This is a genomic window from Vibrio sp. 070316B (genome assembly GCF_013114115.1).
GTDB lineage: Bacteria > Pseudomonadota > Gammaproteobacteria > Enterobacterales > Vibrionaceae > Vibrio > Vibrio chagasii_B.
On record NZ_VTYC01000031.1, the window covers coordinates 32,184 to 49,534 of the forward strand.

Annotated in this window: 14 protein-coding genes; 7 read left to right on the forward strand and 7 right to left on the reverse strand. The window is 44.3% G+C overall.

All coding sequences use genetic code 11. From position 1 onward, the window contains the following. Positions 1-66: 66 nt before the first annotated feature. From nrfD to nrfB, 3 genes are read right to left on the reverse strand one after another with little or no spacing between them, the layout of a single operon-like run. A complete protein-coding gene (nrfD, locus tag F0251_RS19405) occupies positions 67-1,041 on the reverse strand; it encodes a cytochrome c nitrite reductase subunit NrfD (RefSeq protein ID WP_171731629.1) in 975 nt (324 codons plus the stop codon). Between the two features lie 2 nt (positions 1,042-1,043). Then, the gene (nrfC, locus tag F0251_RS19410) at positions 1,044-1,730 is read right to left on the reverse strand and encodes a cytochrome c nitrite reductase Fe-S protein (RefSeq protein ID WP_061032786.1); all 687 of its coding nucleotides are present in this window, start codon (positions 1,728-1,730) and stop codon (positions 1,044-1,046) included. Positions 1,731-1,733: 3 nt separating this feature from the next. Next, positions 1,734-2,318 (reverse strand): cytochrome c nitrite reductase pentaheme subunit, encoded by a 585-nt coding sequence (gene nrfB, locus F0251_RS19415; protein WP_171731630.1) that lies wholly within the window; start codon positions 2,316-2,318, stop codon positions 1,734-1,736. 482 nt (positions 2,319-2,800) lie between these two features. Between nrfB and nrfA the strand changes: the two genes are divergently transcribed. Further along, the gene (nrfA, locus tag F0251_RS19420; RefSeq protein WP_171731631.1) at positions 2,801-4,231 is read left to right on the forward strand and encodes an ammonia-forming nitrite reductase cytochrome c552 subunit; all 1,431 of its coding nucleotides are present in this window, start codon (positions 2,801-2,803) and stop codon (positions 4,229-4,231) included. Positions 4,232-4,356: 125 nt separating this feature from the next. Continuing rightward, positions 4,357-4,701 (forward strand): rhodanese-like domain-containing protein, encoded by a 345-nt coding sequence (locus F0251_RS19425; RefSeq protein WP_061032788.1) that lies wholly within the window; start codon positions 4,357-4,359, stop codon positions 4,699-4,701. Between the two features lie 25 nt (positions 4,702-4,726). Here the strand turns inward: F0251_RS19425 and F0251_RS19430 are convergent, their stop codons facing one another. Beyond that, positions 4,727-5,356, reverse strand: coding sequence for a tetratricopeptide repeat protein (locus tag F0251_RS19430; protein WP_061032789.1), 630 nt, complete (start codon positions 5,354-5,356; stop codon positions 4,727-4,729). A 169-nt stretch (positions 5,357-5,525) separates the two neighbouring features. Further along, entirely contained in the window at positions 5,526-8,168 is a 2,643-nt protein-coding gene (gene gyrA / locus F0251_RS19435) for a DNA topoisomerase (ATP-hydrolyzing) subunit A (protein WP_061032790.1), read from the reverse strand. A gap of 258 nt (positions 8,169-8,426) precedes the next feature. On the opposite strand from gyrA, the gene ubiG reads away from it, so the two are divergent. The 4 genes from ubiG (at position 8,427) to yfaE (ending at position 13,476) form a co-directional block, all read left to right on the forward strand. Beyond that, positions 8,427-9,170, forward strand: a complete 744-nt coding sequence (gene ubiG / locus F0251_RS19440) for a bifunctional 2-polyprenyl-6-hydroxyphenol methylase/3-demethylubiquinol 3-O-methyltransferase UbiG (RefSeq protein WP_171731632.1) — start codon at positions 8,427-8,429, stop codon at positions 9,168-9,170. Between the two features lie 509 nt (positions 9,171-9,679). Then, positions 9,680-11,962, forward strand: a complete 2,283-nt coding sequence (gene nrdA / locus F0251_RS19445; protein WP_008222047.1) for a class 1a ribonucleoside-diphosphate reductase subunit alpha — start codon at positions 9,680-9,682, stop codon at positions 11,960-11,962. Between the two features lie 102 nt (positions 11,963-12,064). After that, positions 12,065-13,198, forward strand: a complete 1,134-nt coding sequence (gene nrdB, locus F0251_RS19450; RefSeq protein WP_061032791.1) for a class Ia ribonucleoside-diphosphate reductase subunit beta — start codon at positions 12,065-12,067, stop codon at positions 13,196-13,198. Beyond that, positions 13,198-13,476, forward strand: coding sequence for a class I ribonucleotide reductase maintenance protein YfaE (gene yfaE / locus F0251_RS19455; RefSeq protein WP_008222053.1), 279 nt, complete (start codon positions 13,198-13,200; stop codon positions 13,474-13,476). The genes nrdB and yfaE overlap by 1 nt, the downstream gene beginning before the upstream one ends. A 155-nt stretch (positions 13,477-13,631) precedes the next feature. Here the strand turns inward: yfaE and napF are convergent, their stop codons facing one another. Both napF and F0251_RS19465 read right to left on the reverse strand, forming a co-directional pair. Further along, positions 13,632-14,147: a ferredoxin-type protein NapF gene (gene napF / locus F0251_RS19460; RefSeq protein WP_171731633.1), complete on the reverse strand. Its 516-nt coding sequence runs from the start codon at positions 14,145-14,147 to the stop codon at positions 13,632-13,634. Then, positions 14,147-14,713 (reverse strand): molecular chaperone, encoded by a 567-nt coding sequence (locus F0251_RS19465; protein WP_061032793.1) that lies wholly within the window; start codon positions 14,711-14,713, stop codon positions 14,147-14,149. The genes napF and F0251_RS19465 overlap by 1 nt, the downstream gene beginning before the upstream one ends. A gap of 198 nt (positions 14,714-14,911) precedes the next feature. Between F0251_RS19465 and F0251_RS19470 the strand changes: the two genes are divergently transcribed. Further along, positions 14,912-17,350: a DmsA/YnfE/YnfF family dimethyl sulfoxide reductase gene (locus F0251_RS19470; protein WP_061032794.1), complete on the forward strand. Its 2,439-nt coding sequence runs from the start codon at positions 14,912-14,914 to the stop codon at positions 17,348-17,350. The last annotated feature ends 1 nt before the right edge of the window (position 17,351 follow it).

Consider the following 17,351-nt stretch of genomic DNA (forward strand, 5'->3'; position numbering starts at 1 on the left):
CGAAAAGAAATTTAGTGAGCAGATGTTTAATATCCAACATCCACTCACTTATAACCTTGAGCGAAATTAAGCTAACGTTAATTGTCCTGCATAAAGGACAAAGGTTCTTAGCATTAATACGCCCATCAGGCTCAATGAAGTAACAGAGAAAATATACACAGTACTATGGCGAACCGATGCTGGTGTCACGGCGTTAAGCAACAAGGGTAAAACCATACCCACACCAATTACGCCATACCAGAACCAACTTGCCCAGAAACCACCGCCAATCGCGTTCCATACTGCCTGCTCACTTTGACCACCAGCAAATATCAACCCAGTGAAGAAAGTAACAAGGACAAACAGTTCAAACATAACAACAGGACGTTCGAAGCCGTGGATCCAAGAAATACTGGCACTATGCGGAGACTCCTTAAAGACCAACACACCAAATAAAATACATGCCGCCGCTCCCGAGGATAAACTCGAGAATAAGAACAATATCGGCAACACTGGGTTATTCAGCATTGGGAAGGTATTTAGCGCAGAGAGTAAGAAGCCAGTGTAAGCCGCAAGTAATAGCGCAAGCACAGCCAAGAATATTTCAAAAACATTCTCAAAAGATTCTAATTTGCCAATCCAGTTACTGACAAAATCGAGTCGCCCTTTTAACCATGCTTGATCACTCAAGAATACGGCAATCTGATTTCGGAATATAATGCCGATCCAAACAAATAGGATCACCATATACACTTGGAATAAGATCACACCCATCGACATCACTGACGTCGGATTATAAAAGATCATGATCTTCCAAAATGATAGTGGTTTCGTCAGGTGGAAAACCAAGATCAATAAACCTGTGATGATCCCGAATGGTGCTAGAAAAGCCGTTGCCTTTAATACACCATTATTCGCTGGATCCCCATCAATCACCTTTCTCTTGAGATAGATCGAGATCATCACTGCACCCGCTGACATACCCGCCAAAAACAGATAGATAGCAATGATCCAGTCCCAAACCACGGTACCTGATTGAAACGCTGTATCCCATGCACTCATAATCAAATCTCCCCTTTTTGGTGTGGTACTTTATAGAGTTTTGGCTGAGTACCTAGATAAGCCTTATCTCTGTAAACCACTTCAGATTTAAGTACCTGGTTTATCTCGCTCTTAGGGTCATTTAAGTCGCCAAATATCAGCGCATTGGTCGGGCAAGATTCAACACAAGCAGGTAATTTACCTTGTGCAAGATTGGTATCACGGCAGAAGTTACATTTGTCGGCCGACTTATTTTCAGGATGGAAGAAGCGCACTTGATATGGACAAGCTAGCAGGCAATAACCACAGCCGACACACTTCTCTTTATGTACATCGACAATTCCTGTCTTCTCATCTTTATAGGCGGCGCCTGTTGGGCAAACCATCACACAAGGTGCATTATCACAATGTTGACAAGAGTTACGAGTGAAACGGTAATCAACATTTGGATATTCACCTTGAGGTTCACTCTTTACGATTTCTAAGCGCGATACGCCTTCAGGCACTTTGTTTACTTCACGACACGCCTCAGTACAAGCAGTACAGCCAATACAAGCAGTTTCGTCATGAACCATTCCGTAACGCTTGGTGCCATCTTCCTGAACGTTAGCCAGCGTTTTGCGGCTTGTAACCGCTGCAGTACCTGCAACACCAGTTGTGAAAATAACGGCACCCGCGCCAGCTAAAAAGTTTCTTCTTGAGCAGCTCATAGATTACTCCCCTTCTTTCTTCTGGTTGAAGTCTGAATGGCAATCCACACACAGCTTGATGGTTTGCTTTTTATCTAAGCCAAGCACCTTCGCTTCACTCGCATGCACATCGTGACAGTTTGAACACGTTAAGTTTTGTGCGTGTACGTCATGAGTCCAACTCGCTTCGCGCAGATCATCAGGCTTGTGACAATCTATACATTGGCTGTTGGCGTCTAGGATTAAGCTAGGATCGAGGAAAACCTTTTCGGTTCCGGGTTGTGATTGAGCCGCGCGATACTTCACCACCTCAGGTGCACCATCACGGTGATCGGGGCCAATAGAACTATGACAATCTGTGCAATTCACTTCACGGCCAAGCAAAGCGTGCGCACTCTCATCATGTGAACCAAATACCGTTTCTTTAGAATCTTTATGGCATTGGACACACTTGTAATCTTTGTCACGTATTAATTCGACTTCATGTCTTGTTGACTCTCCTACTGGCGTAACAGCAGGCTCTGCAACAGCATGAATGGAGTAACCATAGAGGCAGAATGCTAGAAGGGATTTAAGCATTATGACTATGGCCAATTTAATATTGCCCATTTTATCCTTTCCTTATACCGGCATTATTTAACTCTCAACTAAATAATATTCCGGTTAAACAAAAGTACCCTTAAACGATATTATTACCGCTTAAATGATATCAATTCTTATTTTGGATAAGCCACAACGCTTTCTATATTTAGAATATACCCCTAATTAGGTAAAGCGAAATATACAAAGGGTAATATGTGAACACAATCACCCTATTTACAGCAAGGATATGCAGGGTAATTGTTTGTTATATATGATAATAATTCTCAATAAGACCAGTCTAACTTGATGTCCACATACCCCTTTAGGGTTATATAAACTTCAACGTGATTGAAGTCACTGTCATTAATTGATCTAAAACAAGCAAACATCCGACACGTAACAAAATGTGTTTATTTATGAATTAATATAAACAGCAATTCTCCAGTTCTTAATTTGAATAGCAAACTCACAACGCTTGGTATAAAAATCAGTATATTGGAGATATCACTGTGAAAAAGCATTGGATACGTAATTCCGTCACAGCATTATTAATGGTTAGCGCATCACTAGTAAGCGCGACCAGCTTTGCTGCGTCTGAACAAAAAGAAATTGGTGATCCTCGTAACGACCAGTTCGAGCAAAACCACCCAGATCAATACCATTCATGGAGACAAACGTCAGAGAGCGAAGCCATTGAAGACGCACTAAAAGAAGATCCAAACATGGTTATTCTATGGGCGGGCTACGGTTTCGCGAAAGATTACAACAAAGCCCGCGGCCACTTTTATGCGGTTGATGATGTAAGACAAACCCTGCGTACTGGTGGACCAACCGACGAAAACTCAGGCCCAATGCCAATGGCGTGTTGGAGCTGTAAAAGCCCAGACGTAGCACGCGTTATTGAAGAACGTGGTGAAGACGGCTACTTTGAAGGTAAATGGGCTCGTCTTGGCAGTGAGATAGTCAATCCAATTGGTTGCGCCGACTGTCACGATACTCAAAGTGAAGGCTTTAAAAATGGCGAACCTGCACTAAAGATCACTCGTCCTTATGTTGAACGTGCGTTCGATGCGATTGGGAAGAACTTCGAAGAGCAAGGTCGCTTTGATCAGCAAGCCTCTGTGTGTGCTCAATGTCACGTGGAATACTACTTCACAGGTCCAACAAAAGGTGTGAAGTTCCCTTGGGATAAAGGGACGCGTGTCGAACAGATGGAAGAGTACTACGATGACATTGGTTTTAAAGATTGGACACATAAAGTCTCTAAAGCACCAATGCTAAAGGCTCAACACCCAGGTTACGAAACTTGGCGTGAAGGTATTCACGGTAAGAACAACGTTGCTTGTGTTGACTGCCACATGCCTAAAGTGACGAAAGAAGACGGTACCGTTTACACCGACCATAAAGTAGGTAACCCGTTTGACCGCTTCGAAGACACTTGTGCTAACTGCCATACTCAATCTAAAGAGACCATGCGTAACATCGTTTCAAGCCGCAAAGCTCAAGTACTAAACATGAAGCTGACCGCTGAGAAACAAATCGTAGCCGCTCACTTTGAAGCAGGCGCAGCATGGGAAGCAGGCGCAACAGAACAAGAGATGGCACCTATCTTACAAGATATTCGTCATGCGCAATGGCGTTGGGACTACGCTATCGCATCTCATGGTGTTCACATGCACGCACCTGAAGTAGCCCTAGAGGTTCTTGGAACGGCGGTTGACCGCGCAGCAGACGCGCGAACTAAGATTGTTCGTCTACTTGCGAAGAAAGGCATTACCGATCCAATCGAGATTCCAGATATCTCAACCAAAGAAGCCGCTCAGAAAGCGCTAGGAATGGACATGGATAAGATGAATGCTGAGAAGCAACACTTCTTAGACACCGTGGTTCCTAAGTGGGAAGAGCAAGCTGAAAAGCGTGAAGCTAACTACGAATACTAGTTCCTTCAAATAGACCAATAAGAGAAAACCAGTCACACTGTAAAGGTGTGGCTGGTTTTTTAGATTTGGGCGCACTCAACCGTCCCAATTTCACATTACCTTTTAGCTAATTCAAGGAACAAAGAATGAAGCACTTACTTTCGCTTTCGGCATTATGCATCGCATTAATAAGTTCTGGACTTCACGCCTCTGAACGAGCAGAAACAGGGTGGGAAATGATTGAGGAAGGTGCGCTTGTGGTTGATGTCAGGACACCAGGAGAGTTCAAGCAAGGTCATCTGGACAATGCGCTTAACTACCCTCTTTCTGAAGTCGCTACGCACTTTGCCAGAATAGACAAAGCTCAACCTATCGTTTTGTATTGCCGCAGTGGTAACCGCTCAGGACAAGCTTACCAATATTTGAAAGCTCAAGGGTTTACACAGATCCACAACGCTGGCGGCTTAATTGAGATGCAAGAAAGCAAATAATCTAGAAATTAAAGATAGTGCCCGTTTAACGGATCATTTGCTTAGCTTGGTTGATCGAATGGATGATAGAGACACGATCAATGCCTTTCTGGTTAGAATCGAGAATTTGAGTCCAAGCATCGATCGCTTGTTGATAGCGCATACTGATGAAGTGATCGGTCGCTATCAACATCAATGCCGTACGATCGTTGGGATCAAGCTCCATGGATTGATTTAAGAGCACTTTCACATCATCACTCATCGCCTGTGAACTTAGGTAATACAAGGCGCTCGCTTTAGCTGCATAAAGCCCTGAAGGCGCCTGTGGGTCTAAACGAATCGCATAGTCGTAACAGGTAAATGCAGCATCAAACTCCCCTTTCTGCATATAAACACCACCAAGCTTAAACCAAAGGTCTGATTGATTAGGGTCTTGCTCCAAGCTCTGCTGAAGTTCATTTTGGAAATCTGTTGCTGTATAGCTGCTGTCGTCACTTGAAGCAAGTTGAGGGGCTTCTTGTTTCATCTGAGACCAAACCAGAATGCTGGCTAATATCGCCACACATGAAATAAGGAGGTTGCCTTTAAGATGACTGGTTTTTCTGTTTGACGCGATCACGACTGCCACTAGAAATAGGCTCATTAGCAGCAAAGCAATCAGTAACCAGATATCCATTCCACTCTCCTTTCATTGACGCTTTACTGTACCTTTTTCTCACTAAAACAATATTGATCGAGGTTTAGCTATTGGCTTTTAAACAAGTCACAGCCAAATTCTAGGTAATAAAAAACCGAGCACAATGGCTCGGCTTTTTGTCTCAACTTCTATTTATAGAAGTGAAAGATTACTCAGTGTCTTGCTCGCTATCAGAAGCGTCTGATGCTTGCTCTTCACTTGATTCAGAAACGACTGCTGCTTCAGCGTTTGCTACTTCAGCTTCGCCTTCAACAACCTCAGCTTCTTCTACTTCGTCGATACGTTGTAGACCTACAACATTCTCGTCGTCAGAAGTACGAATCAGTGTTACACCTTGAGTGTTACGACCAACTTGGCTCACTTCCGCAACGCGAGTACGTACTAGCGTACCTGCGTCGGTGATCATCATCATTTCGTCGCCTTCTTCAACTTGAACAGCGCCAACAACTGGGCCATTACGTTCAGAGACTTTGATAGAAACCACACCCTGCGTTGCACGGCCTTTCGTTGGGTATTCAGCTAGTTCAGTACGCTTACCGTAACCGTTTTGAGTCACAGTTAGGATATCGCCTTCGTTAGAAGGAACAATCAACGATACTACTTGATCGTCTTCTGGAAGCTTCATACCACGAACACCAGAGGCAGTACGGCCCATTGCACGTACTTTGTCCTCGTTAAAGCGAACAACTTTGCCCGATTTAGAGAACAGCATGATGTCGCTATCACCGTTAGTGATGTCAACGCCAATCAGTGAATCATCGTCACGTAGGTTAACTGCAATTAGGCCGTTAGCACGTACGTTTGCGAACTGATCCAGTGATGTCTTCTTAACAGTACCGTCACCCGTTGCCATGAAGATGAATTTCTCATTAGAGAACTCAGAAACAGGCAGGATAGCCGTGATACGCTCACCTTCTTCTAGAGGAAGAATGTTAACGATAGGCTTACCACGAGCAGTACGACTTGCTAATGGCAGTTGGTAAACTTTCAGACGGTATGTCTTACCACGAGTAGAGAAACATAGGATGTTATCGTGAGTATTAGCAACAAGCAGACGCTCAATGTAATCCTCATCTTTCATCTTAGTTGCACTCTTACCTTTACCACCACGACGCTGAGCTTCGTAGTCGCTTAGGATTTGGTACTTAACGTAACCTGCGTTAGAAAGCGTTACTACAACATCTTCTTGAGCAATCAGCTCTTCCATGTCGATGTCATGAACTGCCGCTGTGATTTCTGTACGACGCTCGTCGCCATAGATTTCACGTACCGCTTCAAGTTCTTCACGGATAACTTCCATCAAACGCTCAGTGCTTGCAAGAATGTGCATTAGCTCAGCGATTTCTTCTAGAAGTGCTTTGTACTCGTCTAGAATCTTCTCGTGCTCAAGGCCAGTTAGGCGGTGAAGACGAAGTTCTAGAATTGCTTGTGCTTGTGTTTCCGTTAGGAAGTATTGACCATCGCGGATGCCGTATTGGTCTTCCAACCAATCAGGACGAGCTGCGTCAGTACCTGCACGCTCAAGCATTGAAGCTACGTTACCAAGGTCCCAGCCGCGAGCAACTAAGCCAGCTTTTGCGTCAGCTGGTGTTGGAGCGTTACGGATAAGTTCAATGATTTCGTCAATGTTAGCCAATGCTAGAGACAGAGCTTCAAGAATGTGTGCACGGTCGCGCGCTTTCTTCAGTTCGAAGATAGTACGACGTGTCACCACTTCGCGACGGTGGTCAACGAAGCACTTAAGCATGTCTTTTAGGTTAAACAACTGTGGTTGACCATTGTTTAGAGCAACCATGTTGATACCGAAAGTCGTTTGCAGCTGAGTTTGTGCGTATAGGTTGTTCAGAACAACTTCACCCACAGCGTCACGCTTACATTCAATAACAATACGCATACCATCTTTATCAGATTCGTCACGTAGAGCACTGATGCCTTCTACTTTCTTATCTTTAACCAGTTCAGCAATTTTCTCGATCAAACGAGCTTTGTTTACTTGGTAAGGGATCTCAGTAACGATAATGGTTTCTTTACCATTCTTGTCAGCTTCGATATCCGCTTTTGAACGCATGTAAACCTTACCGCGGCCAGTCTTGTATGCATCTACGATGCCTTTACGACCACTGATAAGTGCTGCTGTCGGGAAGTCAGGACCAGGAATGTAGTCCATTAGCTCATCAATAGTGATCTCTTCATTATTGATAAGTGCTAAACAGCCATCAACAACTTCACCTAGGTTATGAGGTGGGATGTTGGTAGCCATACCTACTGCGATACCAGAAGCACCGTTCACCAATAGGTTAGGAATTTTTGTCGGAAGAACTGCTGGGATTTGTTCAGTACCATCGTAGTTCGGTACGTAATCCACAGTTTCCTTATCAAGGTCAGCCAAAAGCTCGTGAGCAATTTTCGCCATACGAACTTCGGTATAACGCATTGCAGCCGCGGAGTCGCCATCGATAGAACCAAAGTTACCTTGGCCATCAACTAGCATGTAACGCAGTGAGAACGGTTGAGCCATACGAACAATTGTGTCGTATACAGCACTATCACCATGCGGGTGGTATTTACCGATTACATCACCTACTACACGAGCAGACTTTTTATATGGTTTGTTCCAATCATTACCTAGTACATTCATCGCGAACAAAACGCGGCGGTGTACTGGTTTTAGGCCATCACGCACATCTGGAAGGGCACGACCAACGATGACGGACATCGCATAGTCTAGGTATGAACCTCTAAGCTCATCTTCAATATTTACGGGCGTGATCTCTTTCGCTAGATCGCTCATAGAGCCATTTTCCCTCTATAGTCAGATCGTATATTTGAATACGTATAAGACCGAAAAATATAACACAAATTTACCTACGGAGGCATCACTTTCCCTATCCTTTTACCATCTTGTGACCCTTGTAGCCAATCAATTGATGAGAAATTGCACCTCAGCATCATATCTCGCTGAAACATGGTCACTTTACATCCAATAAATTCGCAAAATTGTAGATCTTCTGGTCAGCGAGAAAAGGCAAGTTATAATGCCTGCAATTTCATGGATGCATTATTTAACTTGGAAATGCCGATTATGACTAAATCACAAAACGTAGACCCAGCAGAAATTAAAAAATTCGAAGACATGGCGTCACGCTGGTGGGATCTCGAAGGCGAGTTTAAGCCGCTACACCAAATCAACCCACTTCGCCTAAATTACGTGCTAGAAAAAACCGAAGGCTTGTTTGGTAAGAAAGTACTCGACGTTGGCTGCGGCGGCGGTATTTTAGCGGAGAGCATGGCTGTTGAAGGTGCGGTAGTCACTGGCTTAGACATGGGCAAAGAGCCGCTCGAAGTGGCACGTCTTCATGCACTAGAAACCGGCACCAAGCTAGATTACATCCAAAGCACGATTGAAGATCATGCAGAGCAAAACCCGCAAACTTACGATGTGGTGACTTGTATGGAAATGCTTGAGCATGTACCAGACCCACAATCCGTGATTACCGCGTGTTCAAAATTGGTGAAACCAGGCGGACATGTGTTCTTCTCTACGTTGAACCGTAATTTCAAATCTTACCTGTTCGCGATTGTTGGCGCAGAAAAACTGCTTAGAATTGTTCCTGAAGGCACACATGAGCATGACAAGTTCATTCGCCCAGCTGAGCTAATCAAGATGATCGATAACACCCCACTTCAAGAATTAGGCATCACTGGACTGCACTATAATCCGTTAACAGACAGTTACCGTTTAGGGCAAAATGTAGATGTTAACTACATAGTTCATACGCAAAATTTCGCCTAACCAATATCAAAAAGCCAACCGTAAAATCTTTTATAAAAAAAGACTAATGAAAAGAGTTGCAATTAACATAAGTTTGCGACTTTTTTCAGTCTAAATTTCGTGCGCCAGCTTCCATTTTAACCACCTCGATTTAAATTTAATCGCCGAAAATCCATCGCTCATTTTGCCCAAAGATCAAGGTATTTTTTTTTATCAGCGTGCAAAAATAAAGCATCCTTAAAAGGCGAGTTTTATACAATCAAGTGACATCTAACCTCATCAGTTAGTGGTCACTTACAGTTTTTTTTCAATCCACCACTTATCCACAAGCAACCCAATTTCTTTACCTTGAAAAATGTCAGTTGTAGCACTATCTTGTAACCCAACAAACAAATGACCCCTATATGTTGTGTTTGAACTACAATATATGGGTAGACCAAGATCACAAAGCCGAAACGTAATTTACAAAAATTACACAGAAATAGACAAAAACACGGCCTTGTTCAGTTTTGTTAGGGAAATTAAGCAGAATGAACCAACAACTTACTGTTACTAAGCGTAACGGGCGCAAAGAAACGATCGATTTAGAAAAAATCCATCGCGTGATTACATGGGCAGCAGAAGGCTTGCACAATGTTTCAGTATCACAAGTAGAATTGAAAGCTCACATTCAGTTTTACGATGGCATTACCACTACTGATATCCATGAGACAATCATCAAGTCAGCAGCGGATCTAATCTCTGAAGAGACTCCAGATTACCAATATCTTGCTGCACGTCTGTCAGTATTCCACCTACGTAAGAAAGCGTACGGCGAATACGAGCCACCTGCACTTTACGACCACGTTGCAAAACTGGTTGATATGGGTAAATACGATAGCCACCTAATGGAAGACTACACGAAGGCTGAGTTCGACGAACTTGACTCGTACATCGACCATAAGCGTGACTTAGATTTTTCTTACGCAGCGGTTAAACAGCTTGAAGGTAAATACTTCGTACAAAACCGTGTAACGAAAGAAATCTACGAGAGTGCTCAGTTCCTTTACATTCTAGTTGCTGCATGTCTATTCGCTAAATACCCGAAATCGACTCGTCTTGACTACATCAAACGTTTCTACGACGCATCGTCTACGTTTAAGATTTCTCTACCTACACCGATCATGTCTGGTGTACGTACTCCTACTCGTCAATTCAGTTCTTGTGTACTGATCGAGTGTGGTGACAGCCTTGATTCTATCAACGCAACAGCAAGCTCAATTGTTCGTTACGTATCTCAACGTGCTGGTATTGGTATCAACGCAGGTCGTATCCGTGCGCTTGGTTCTGAAATCCGTAATGGTGAAGCGTTCCACACTGGCTGTATCCCTTTCTACAAATACTTCCAAACAGCAGTAAAATGTTGTTCTCAAGGTGGTGTTCGTGGTGGTGCGGCAACGGTATTCTACCCACTATGGCACGGCGAAGTTCAGTCTCTACTAGTACTGAAAAACAACCGTGGTGTTGAAGAGAACCGTGTTCGTCACATGGATTACGGCGTACAGCTGAACAAGCTTATGTACTCTCGTCTAGTTCAAGGTGGCAACATCAGCCTGTTCTCACCTTCTGACGTACCTGGCCTATACGACGCGTTCTTCGAAAACCAAGAACGCTTTGAAGAGCTGTACGTTAAGTACGAAAACGATCCGTCAATCAAGCGTGAAACAGTAAAAGCAGTAGAGCTATTCTCTCTACTAATGCAAGAGCGTGCTTCTACTGGTCGTATCTACATTCAGAACGTTGACCACTGTAATACACACAGCCCGTTCGACTCTGAAGTTGCTCCTGTTCGCCAGTCAAACCTATGTCTAGAAATTGCGCTGCCAACTAAGCCGCTTTCTAACGTAGAAGATGACGAAGGCGAAATTGCACTATGTACGCTTTCAGCATTTAACCTTGGCGCAATCAACGAACTGGATGACCTAGCAGAGCTTTCTGAACTGGTTGTTCGTGCTCTAGACGCACTTCTTGATTACCAAGACTACCCGCTTCCAGCAGCATACAAATCGACAATGAACCGTCGTACTCTAGGTGTAGGTGTTATCAACTACGCATACTACCTAGCGAAGAATGGTGTGAAGTACTCTGACGGCAGCGCAAATGGCCTGACTCACCGTACTTTTGAAGCGATTCAATACCACCTACTAAAAGCGTCTGTTGAACTAGCGAAAGAGCAAGGTCGTTGCCCATCTTTCCACGAGACTAACTACGCGAAAGGCCTACTGCCAATCGATACTTACAAGAAAGATATCGACTTAGTATGTGATGAGCCTCTGCACTACGATTGGGATGCGCTACGTGAAGAGATCATGGAGCACGGTCTGCGTAACTCTACGCTAACTGCGCTTATGCCTTCTGAGACTTCGTCTCAAATCTCGAACGCGACTAACGGTATCGAGCCACCACGTGGTTACGTATCAGTGAAAGCATCGAAAGACGGCATCCTGAAGCAAGTGGTTCCAGATTTCCTAAATCTTAAAGAGAACTACGAGCTACTTTGGAACATTGGTTCTAACGACGGTTACCTACACCTAGTGGGTATCATGCAAAAATTCGTTGACCAAGCTATCTCTGCAAACACTAACTATGATCCAAGTGTTTACGACAGCGGTAAAGTACCAATGAAGAAGCTGCTTCAAGACCTACTAACTGCATACAAGTTTGGTGTTAAGACGCTTTACTACCATAACACTCGTGATGGTGCAAAAGACGACCAAGGCGACGCAGTAACAGTGCCGGAAGAAGATTGTGAAGGCGGCGGTTGTAAGATCTAAACCGCAGTAAAACATTAAGACCCCAGAGAAGTTATCTTCTCTGGGTTTAAAGCATTAACAGGGTTCGTTTTATAACGAGTCTTTAAAGGATTTGAGGCATTTATGGCTTACAGTACTTTTTCTCAGAAAAAAAATGACCAGCTAAAAGAACCAATGTTCCTAGGTCAGTCGGTTAACGTTGCACGTTACGACCAACAAAAATTCGAAATCTTCGAAAAGCTTATCGAGAAGCAACTTTCTTTCTTCTGGCGTCCAGAAGAAGTAGACGTGTCTAGCGACCGTATCGACTACAACAAACTTCCTGAGCATGAAAAGCACATCTTCATCTCTAACCTGAAGTACCAAACACTGCTGGATTCTATCCAAGGCCGTAGCCCGAACGTTGCCCTACTTCCGCTAGTATCACTACCAGAAGTTGAAACTTGGATTGAGACTTGGTCTTTCTCTGAAACGATTCACTCTCGTTCTTACACGCACATCATTCGTAACATCGTTAACGATCCAGGTCTAGTATTTGACGACATCGTTGAAAACGAAGAGATCCTAAAGCGTGCTAAAGACATCGCGTTCTACTACGACGACCTAATTAAGCTAACCGCTGATTACCATCGTTACGGCGAAGGCAACCACAACATCAACGGCGAAGACGTTAAGGTTTCTCTTCACGACCTGAAGAAGAAACTTTACCTATGTCTAATGTCGGTAAACGCACTAGAAGCAATCCGTTTCTACGTGAGTTTCGCATGTTCATTTGCATTCGCTGAGCGTGAGCTAATGGAAGGTAACGCAAAAATCATCAAGCTGATCGCTCGTGATGAAGCGCTTCACCTGACTGGTACTCAGCACATGATCAACTTGCTACGTAACGGTCAAGACGACTTCGCATTCATGCAAATCGCTGAAGAGTGTAAGCAAGAGTGTTTCGACCTATTCAAGCAAGCAGCTGAGCAAGAAAAAGAGTGGGCAGAATACCTATTCAAAGACGGCTCTATGATTGGCCTGAACAAAGACATTCTTTGCCAATACGTTGAGTACATCACCAACATCCGTATGCAGGCCGTTGGTCTAGGTACCGCTTACCCAGAAGCAACATCAAACCCAATTCCATGGATCAACGCTTGGTTGTCTTCTGATAACGTACAAGTTGCTCCGCAAGAAGCAGAAATCAGTTCTTACCTAGTTGGTCAGATCGACAACGAAGTGAAAGCTGACGACTTTGAAGGATTTGAGCTGTAATGCCAACAATCAAAATCAACAAGCTAACTTCAATTGAATCTAACCCTTCTAATACGCTATTGGAAACAATGGAACAAGCTGGGTTAGAACCAGAATACAACTGCCGAGACGGTCACTGTGGCGCATGCCGCTGTACGTTGGATTCTGGTGAGGTTGAGTACGTTGGTTTTGCTATGGCTTACACGCAAGGCAACGAGATTTTGCCTTGTATCTGCAAAGCGAAATCCGATCTATCGCTGAGTAACGTGATTCATCGAAACAAGCAAAAGCGCGCTTAATCCAATCGGCTTAAGTACGCTATGTTCCGAAGAGAATGAGTTAAGCGAAGATTAGAGACTTCAAAGCAATACAGACTAAAAAGGGTCCGCCTCCTCTTGGAATGCGGACCCTTTTTCTATTCGTGTCTTTAGTTCTCAAGCATCAAACCAGATGTTTACTGTTGAGTCAGGTTCAATGTCACCGAACCGATGTAACAAGCGCTTCGACACTCTCCACAGCCATTGCACTTATCTTGAGTAACCGTAGGTAACTCCCCGGCTTCAATCTGTATTGCGCCCACTGAACACGCAGATTGGCAGGCATGACAATCCATTTGCATATAGTTATTGCAGCTATCAGCAAAGTTAGGTTTTAAATCAATGTAAGGCGTGACCGTTGGGTGAAGCGCACCAGTCGGACACACTTCACTGCACTTGTTGCACATAGAGCAGCTGTTGTAATCCAAATTGAGCAGCGCACTGCCCTCTTGTATCTCAATGACACTATTTGGGCATGCTTGCTCACACAAGCCACAACCGTCGCAGAGGCGCTCAAACAGCACCTCATCGACAGCTCGTGGCGGCCTAGCGTGCAAGCGCTGTGATTTCTCTTCATAACTTACCGCAGCTTTAACCGGCTTAGAGAGTCGAGTTAAGAAACCGCGTCTATTTGAATTTATTTGTTCAGACATTAGTCGATATATAACTTTTTAGTAGCAACGTTTAAATTATATTCAGATGTTAAGTACTTAAACCAATCTATTACATCAACCGATAGCTTTTTATAAAAAGATAGCTCTGATGCTTTATTTAGTTTTTCTAAATAAACAGAAGACCAAGTTAATAAGTGACCCTCAAGTAATTCACCAGCCGAATTGGTTTTATTATTTTCTAACAAATATGCATGAGCGAATAACATTAAACCAAATTGATCTTCCGGCTCTCTTAACCCAGTGTCTAATTCAATCTGATTCAATTCTAAAAACTGGCGATACTCTACAGTAGAAGCGCCGAACACAACGCGGTCTTTATCTAGGTACACTGAACCCCAAGGTGGCGCCGGCATGTCTCCCACGCCTTCAAACAGGCGGCTGAACTCTGCTGCAAGTGCATCTTCGTCTTCACTTCTCAATGCCTGCAAGCATTCTTCAGAGAGCACTTCGCTCTCAACCAAAGCTTCGACAATGGTGATTAACTGTTCTTTACTTGTCGCTTGATAAAATAGCGAACCCAATAATTTATGCGTATCGATAATCATTATTATTTATACCGTTATAGGTTTAAAGATAATTATATTAATTAATGCATTTCATTCTTTGATTTATTTTATACATTCGATTTAAATAATCTAAATTTCGATCTTATTTGATGTTAATCAATCAACATTTATATATTAAAAGACAAAAATAAAACTACCTATAAAGTGCTAGTCATCAATAACAATAGGCATCTTAGAATGACGAATAAGAAAGAATCTGGGGTAATGAATCTTACTCGAAGAGGCTTCATGAAAGCTTCTTCTGCGGTAGGTAGTGCAGCCGCGCTTGCGGGCGGTATCGCTTTACCTTTCAAATCCAAACCAGTAGCGGCTGCAGTTGCTGAGAATGTGGATGAGAAAATCGTATGGAGTGCGTGTACGGTAAACTGTGGCTCTCGCTGCCCATTACGTATGCATGTGCAAAACGGTGAAATCAAATACGTAGAAACCGACAACACGGGTACTGACGAATACGGTCATCACCAAGTTCGTGCGTGTCTACGTGGTCGCTCTATGCGTCGCCGTGTTTACAACCCAGATCGCCTGAAATACCCAATGAAACGTGTGGGCAAACGTGGTGAAGGTAAGTTTAAGCGTATTAGCTGGGAAGAGGCTTATGATGAAGTCGCTGGCACAATGCAACGCCTTATCAAAGATTACGGTAACGACACTATCTACCTAAACTACGGTACAGGTACGCTTGGTGGTACGGTCACTAAGTCTTGGCCACCAGCACAAACGCTGATTGCGCGTCTAATGAACCTAAGTGGTGGTTACCTAAACCATTACGGTGACTACTCAACAGCGCAAATCGCGAAAGGCTTGAGCTACACCTACGGTGGTTGGGCAAACAACAACTCTTTCTCTGACTTAGAGAACACCAAGCTTAACATCCAATTTGGTAACAACCCTGCCGAGACTCGTATGTCTGGCGGCGGTCTGATCCACCACTACGTAGAAAGCAAAAACAAATCAAACGCTAGAACGATCATCATCGATCCACGCTACACCGATACTGCCGGCGGTCGTGAAGATCAGTGGATCCCAATTCGTCCTTCTACGGATGCTGCATTGGTAGCGGGTCTTGCACACGTGATGATCACTGAAGACCTTGTCGACCAACCGTTCCTAGACAAATACTGTGTCGGTTACGATGAGAAGACCCTTCCTGCCTCAGCGCCTAAAAACAGTGACTACAAATCTTACATCCTAGGTTTAGGCGAAGATGGCGTAGAGAAGACACCAGAGTGGGCTTCGAAGATCACAGGCATTCCAGTTGATACAATCGTTAAGCTTGGCCGTGAAATGGGCACAGCGAAACCGTGTGCTATCCACCAAGGTTGGGGGCTACAACGTACTGCGAACGGTGAGCTAGCTTGTCGTGCAATCGCAATGCTGTCGCTACTCACAGGTTCTGTCGGTGTGTCTGGCGGTTCAACAGGTGCACGTGAAAGTGACATCAACATTCCGTTTGTTCGCTTCCCGACGGTGCCAAACCCAGTTGAAACATCAATTTCAATGTTCATGTGGACAGACGCGATTCACCGTCACCACGAGATGACAGACATCACTGACGGTGTTCGCGGAGCTGAGCGCCTTAAGAACCCAATCAAGATGATCTGGAACTACGCAGGTAACTGCATCATCAACCAACACTCAGACATCAACAAAACGCACGCGATTCTTCAAGATGAAAGCGCATGTGAAATGATTGTTGTGGTTGATAACCATATGACGTCTTCAGCGAAATACGCCGACATCATCCTGCCTGACTTAACCACATCAGAGCAAGACGACTGGTGTATGGATGGTAAAGCATCGAACATGCCTTACTTCATCTACGCACAGAAAGCGATTGAACCTCAGTTCGAAGCGAAATCGATCTACGAGATGTGTACTGAGCTTGCTAAACGCATGGGCGTTGAAAAAGAGTTCACTGAAGGTCGAACTCAAGAGCAATGGATTGAACACCTTTACGCAGAAACCCGTAAGAACGATCCAACACTGCCAACCTTCGAAGAGATGAAAGAGCTGGGTATCTACAAGCGTAGCTACGACCACCACTACATCGCTTACGAAGATTTCCGTAAAGATCCTGAAGCGAACCCACTAACCACACCAAGTGGCAAGATCGAGATCTACTCAGAGCAACTGGCTGAGATTGCTAAGACTTGGAAGCTGAAAGAAGACGAAGTGATTCACCCACTTCCGATTTACGCGGACTCTTTTGAAGGTCATAACGATCCACTAGCAGAGAAGTACCCACTTCAGCTAACCGGTTTCCACTACAAAGCTCGTACTCACTCAACTTACGGCAACGTTGCAGAAATCAAAGCAGCAGCACCGCAAGAGTTGTGGATCAACCCAATCGATGCGAAAGAGCGCGGTATTGAAAACGGCGACATGGTCAGTATTTTCAACGACCGTGGCGAAGTACACATTCCAGCGAAAGTGACACCTAGGATTCTTCCTCGAGTTGTCGCGCTAGGCGAAGGTGCATGGTACGCACCCGATGGTCAGAAGATTGACCATGCAGGCTCTATCAACGTGCTGACCACTCAGCGCCCGAGCCCACTTGCTAAGGGTAACCCTCAGCATACAAACCTAGTTCAAATCAAAGCGCTAAAGAAAGCATAAG